We start from the raw sequence: 4,226 nt of genomic DNA on the forward strand, positions 1-4,226 counted from the left end.
CAAAGGCCTACAGGTCTCCGACGATGAGTTTCAAGCGCTCAATATCAAACCCGGTAAGTTTCATGGCGATTGGAACTATACGCTTCTTCCTCGCTCTTAATCGGTAACTTAATTCTTGCCCATGCCTAAGTCAGTCACCAACAGGTCTGCAGAAAGATCCAAGCTCATTTCTGCTACCTGGGTAGCGACGGCTAGCACAGGTCCATCATCTCGAAATGCAGCGATAACGCGACCGTGCTGACGGACGCGATCTTCATAGCGAAACCGGCTGTGATACACCAGTGGGTGGAGATTTCGACTTGAGGCTTCATCAGCCAATTTGAGGGCGCGATCTACGGTATTCACGACCCACAGCACTTTTTCTCCTTGGTTAAGGGCTTGGGTTACGACTGACCAAGGGTCATCGCTGAGTAACCGCCGATACCGAGGTAAGGCTTCCAAGTCAGCGGGGCCAGTGACGACTTCGAGTGATTCGCCGAGTGTACGAAGAACTTTCTCTATGGCTTCACGTCTTGCTCTGGGAAGACTCGCTGTCATCAATAGACATGGCACCCCTAGACAATTTGAGAGGAACCTGAGTAATGCGCCGAATAAGCGCTCGTCGTATGCATGAATTTCATCAAAGATGAATGCTGCATTGACCAAAGCCGGCCAGGCATACAGCCCACGACGACGATTCTGGGTAAGCCCCAGGACCGTATCCACGGTGCAACTAGTAATAAGCGTTGACCACGTTTCCAGGGCAGCGAGCGGATCTTCACGTTCGTTCTCATCATCTACTCCAAGTAAATCCAAATCGACGGCTGCGCGCCCGTGGATCAACTGGGTATCGAGCGTAGGATCAATGAGGTAGTCACGAAATCCTTCGGTTGCCGTTCCTGTGGTCGGATAAGAAAAAAAGAGTCGTTTCCCAGGAGCGCGGCGGGCAGCCCACAGGTAGGCACCTATAGTCTTGCCACTACCACAGCCAGCCTGCGCAAGAACAACACGGGCTGTGGTATTTCCCAGGGCGGCCTGAAATGGCCGAGGAGATACACCTTGAAGCCGGTCTGTCACAATCTTTTCTAGTTGCTCAGGCGTAGGCTGACGCTGAAGAGCCTCTTTAATCCACAGGGTAATTTTCTCGCCTTCTTTGGGGAGTGCTGAACCAGCTACGTCAGCAGCAATGAGACAGGCTTTGACGGCTGCGAGAAACCGCCGCTGTTCGTCGGAACAGGTTGCCCAATAACGGGATGCTTGTACTTCGAGTTGACGAAGTCGCCTTTGCGGAGCACTGAAACCTGTGAGTTGCCAGGTGACATCACATAAAGATGGTGGTGAAGAAAGTGAGAGCCATTTCGCGCCTATGCCAAGCGTTCGTTGGAAATCTGCATGCCCGAGAAAAAGAGAAAGTCGAATTCCAGTTCCAGCGGTAGGGTCGGGTGGTGGGAACTTCCTATGATGTCCAGCGGCGGCCCATAAAAGAAAATCTAACGTTTCCGCACTATCAAGAGCTGTCGTAAGCCAAGCGCGGAGTTCGGTTTCTTGAACGAGGAGCAAGGACAACGCTTCGTGGCGAATCGCTTGTTGCTCTTTGCGCTGGTGGCGAACCATCGTCTGAAATTGGTCGTTAGCTTTGCCGAGATCATGACAAAAAGCAGCAAGTAAAACTGTTCGACGAAAACGCAGGGACCAGGCTGATAGAGGTAGTCCAACGGCTCTCAACTGTGCGTCTGCAGTTCCGTTCAGTAATGCTTCGGCTGCTGCTAGCACGTTCGCCGTGTGACCAGGCAGGGTTTCGGCTCCACGTGGCGTATCTGAGGTGTCACTACTTTTCGCCAGCAATCTTTTGAAAGTAGTCATGTTGAGCGTACCTCCGCCGGCACGAACATCCCGCACCCCATCCGCCGCCGACCACCAAGACCTTTTTCTTGGAGGGTCAACGATTCTTCGGCGGTGAGGTTAGTGATGCCCAGTGAAAATCCCACGACTTGTTTATCTTTGATGCGGAAGGTTTTGCGCTCGCCTATTTGAGCTTCTCCCGCAACTTGCAGGTCTTGTAACTGTCGCTTGACTGCATCCAGAAAGGTTTCTGTCTCCATGAAGCCTTTAATGGTTACGAGCCGGGCACGAAGGCTTGCCACTGGGCGAAGAAGGAGAACTTCTGGAATACCGATACGGAGCGAGTGTCCGTCTACGTCCAGCTTCTTTCCCGCAAGGGTGAGATACATGCGAATCTGGTCATCCGGCAACCGAAGAATCAGCCGCGAGAAATCGGCTAAATGCAGTTTCCCGTCTCCGCCATATACGCCGCGAATGGGTTGCACTCCAAGTTCTTTGGCCTCGTGCACCTCGGGCGCTATGCGGCTGAGTGCTGCGTAGAGTGCGTAGCCGTGATCGACTGGAATAGTGGTTCCGTTGAGGCGAAAAGCAAGATCGATGTATGGCATAGATTCCCTCATGTTTGATTGTTGATTTCCTTACTTCCATGCTGAGAAGTGCGGGAATTAAGAAGCTGACGCTCGGTTTTAGCCCTTATTGCAACACCCTCACCCTAGCCCTCTCCCTAAAAGGGCGAGGGGATTTAGAAAGGCAGTGCTGTGAGTCGTGCGCATCGGTCTCCCCTCTATTGCAACACCCTCACCCTAGCCCTCTCCCTAAAAGGGCGAGGGAATTAAAAAAAAGGGGCGAGGGATAAAATAGGCATAGCTCCGCCATTGCAGTCTCCTTTCTGGACTGAGTGCTTTTTCATGCATGGGCGAACCGTAGCAAACGTGAGTGACATCCGAGGTCACTCTGGTGAAAATATTTTTCGGGCTTCTTCTTTCACTTTTTCCCGTAACGACTGTGGTTCGATCACCCGTACGCCGCTGCCAAAGTGTAAAATCCAGCCAACTAACTCGCTAGTATCTGCTACTTGCAGCCGCATGGTCATCTGTCCGTCTTTGTGAAAGGTGCACTGTTGGCTCTGATGCCATTGCCGGTCTTTGGCCCACGCTGCTGTTGGTCGGTCGAATAGCAACTCAACTTCAAGTGGTTTCCCGCGCATCGCTACCAGCGCGTCTCTGACGTAGGCATCGAGATCAAAGTTCAACGGTAACTGGCACGGCTGGTTCGTGATCGTGAGCGTCTGAATGCGATCAACCGCGAACATGCGAGGCTCGTTACGACGATGACAGTGCGCGATGAGATACAGTGCGCCGTCGTTGTACCACAGCTTGTAGGGGTCGGCTTCGCGACGATTGGTGGCGTCTCGTGAAGCGGAGTAGTAGCGCATCTGTATGGTACGAGATTGGGCAATGGCGCGCGTCAGTTTGTCAATCGTCTGTTGATGCTGACGGTAGGTCTTGTGTGGCCCTAAGCCAACAGCAAATGACCTCTGCAGTTGTTGGACGTAGGTAGTGCCTTCTGCTGGCAACGCGGTCGCTGCTTTGTTGAGAGCAGAATCCAGCGAGGCTTTGATTTCTGTTCCATCAAGTGGTTGCAATAAATCGCGACTGAAGACCAATGCCATGAGTTCTGTAGGGGAGAGTGCAAGTGGAGGAACGTGACGATACCCATCCATCAAGCGCCAGCGCGTCTGTCCATTGATCCGTTCGGTGATTAAGGGGAAGCGGACTTCCAATGCCTCAAGGTCGCGACGAATCGTGCGCGGATGTCGAGGGCTATCTTCAGGTAACGCGGCGGCGAGTTCTCGGAGCGTCGCTCCACGTGGACTTTCCAGCTTTTGCAAAAGGAACCATTGGCGAGTGACTTGATCGTTGCGGGACATCTGTTGCTCTCCTTCGCAGATATCCATGACCTTCGTGTCAGGCTGAGGTAGTTGCAGAACACCCAAGCAGCTATTAAAAAATCACAGTCAATATGGCAAAGTCAAAAAATCAGGTCCGGGACTTACTGGAGAGAGAAAAAATTTGGTGAGTGACCCCCACTTTACACAAAAGGTAGTAGGACTTTAGTGCTAATTATGACACGCGCATAAGTTGCTGGAAACGCTCCGCTTATTCCAGCCTACGTTCTAAATAAAAACCCATTGGACGGAAAGTGCTTCACCTCCTAGGATGGCAAATGGATAAAGTTTGTCAGTGCCTACGGAGGTGAAGCGATGGACGGGGAACACCTTCGCATAAGCAAGCGGGAGCGCCAAGCGTTGCTCGAGCAATATCGGAAAGGCGCCAATGAGCGCGTGCGCTTACGCGCCCACCTCCTCTTATTATTAGCGGACGGCTATTCGTGGGCGATGATTG

At 52.4% G+C, this 4,226-nt stretch carries 3 protein-coding genes; all 3 read right to left on the reverse strand.

Features of this window, described 5'->3' with window-relative positions:
• Positions 1 to 108: 108 nt before the first annotated feature.
• The 3 genes from cas3 to FJ147_27615 all read right to left on the reverse strand — a co-directional run bounded on the left by cas3 (position 109) and on the right by FJ147_27615 (position 3,751).
• The gene (gene cas3, locus FJ147_27605; protein MBM4259651.1) at positions 109 to 1,842 is read right to left on the reverse strand and encodes a CRISPR-associated helicase Cas3'; all 1,734 of its coding nucleotides are present in this window, start codon (positions 1,840 to 1,842) and stop codon (positions 109 to 111) included.
• Positions 1,839 to 2,441, reverse strand: coding sequence for a type I-MYXAN CRISPR-associated protein Cas6/Cmx6 (cas6, locus tag FJ147_27610; GenBank protein ID MBM4259652.1), 603 nt, complete (start codon positions 2,439 to 2,441; stop codon positions 1,839 to 1,841). Before cas6 ends, cas3 begins: the two co-directional genes overlap by 4 nt.
• A gap of 329 nt (positions 2,442 to 2,770) precedes the next feature.
• Positions 2,771 to 3,751, reverse strand: coding sequence for a WYL domain-containing protein (locus FJ147_27615; GenBank protein ID MBM4259653.1), 981 nt, complete (start codon positions 3,749 to 3,751; stop codon positions 2,771 to 2,773).
• Positions 3,752 to 4,226: the final 475 nt, after the last annotated feature.

Source organism: Deltaproteobacteria bacterium (genome assembly GCA_016874775.1).
Classification (GTDB): Bacteria; Desulfobacterota; Binatia; order Bin18; family Bin18; genus VGTJ01.

Coding starts and splice junctions, on each gene's coding strand:
- FJ147_27615 (MBM4259653.1), bottom strand. CDS start 3,751: ATGTCCCGCAACGATCAAGTCACTCGCCAATGGTTCCTTTTGCAAAAG.
- cas3 (MBM4259651.1), bottom strand. CDS start 1,842: ATGACTACTTTCAAAAGATTGCTGGCGAAAAGTAGTGACACCTCAGAT.
- cas6 (MBM4259652.1), bottom strand. CDS start 2,441: ATGAGGGAATCTATGCCATACATCGATCTTGCTTTTCGCCTCAACGGA.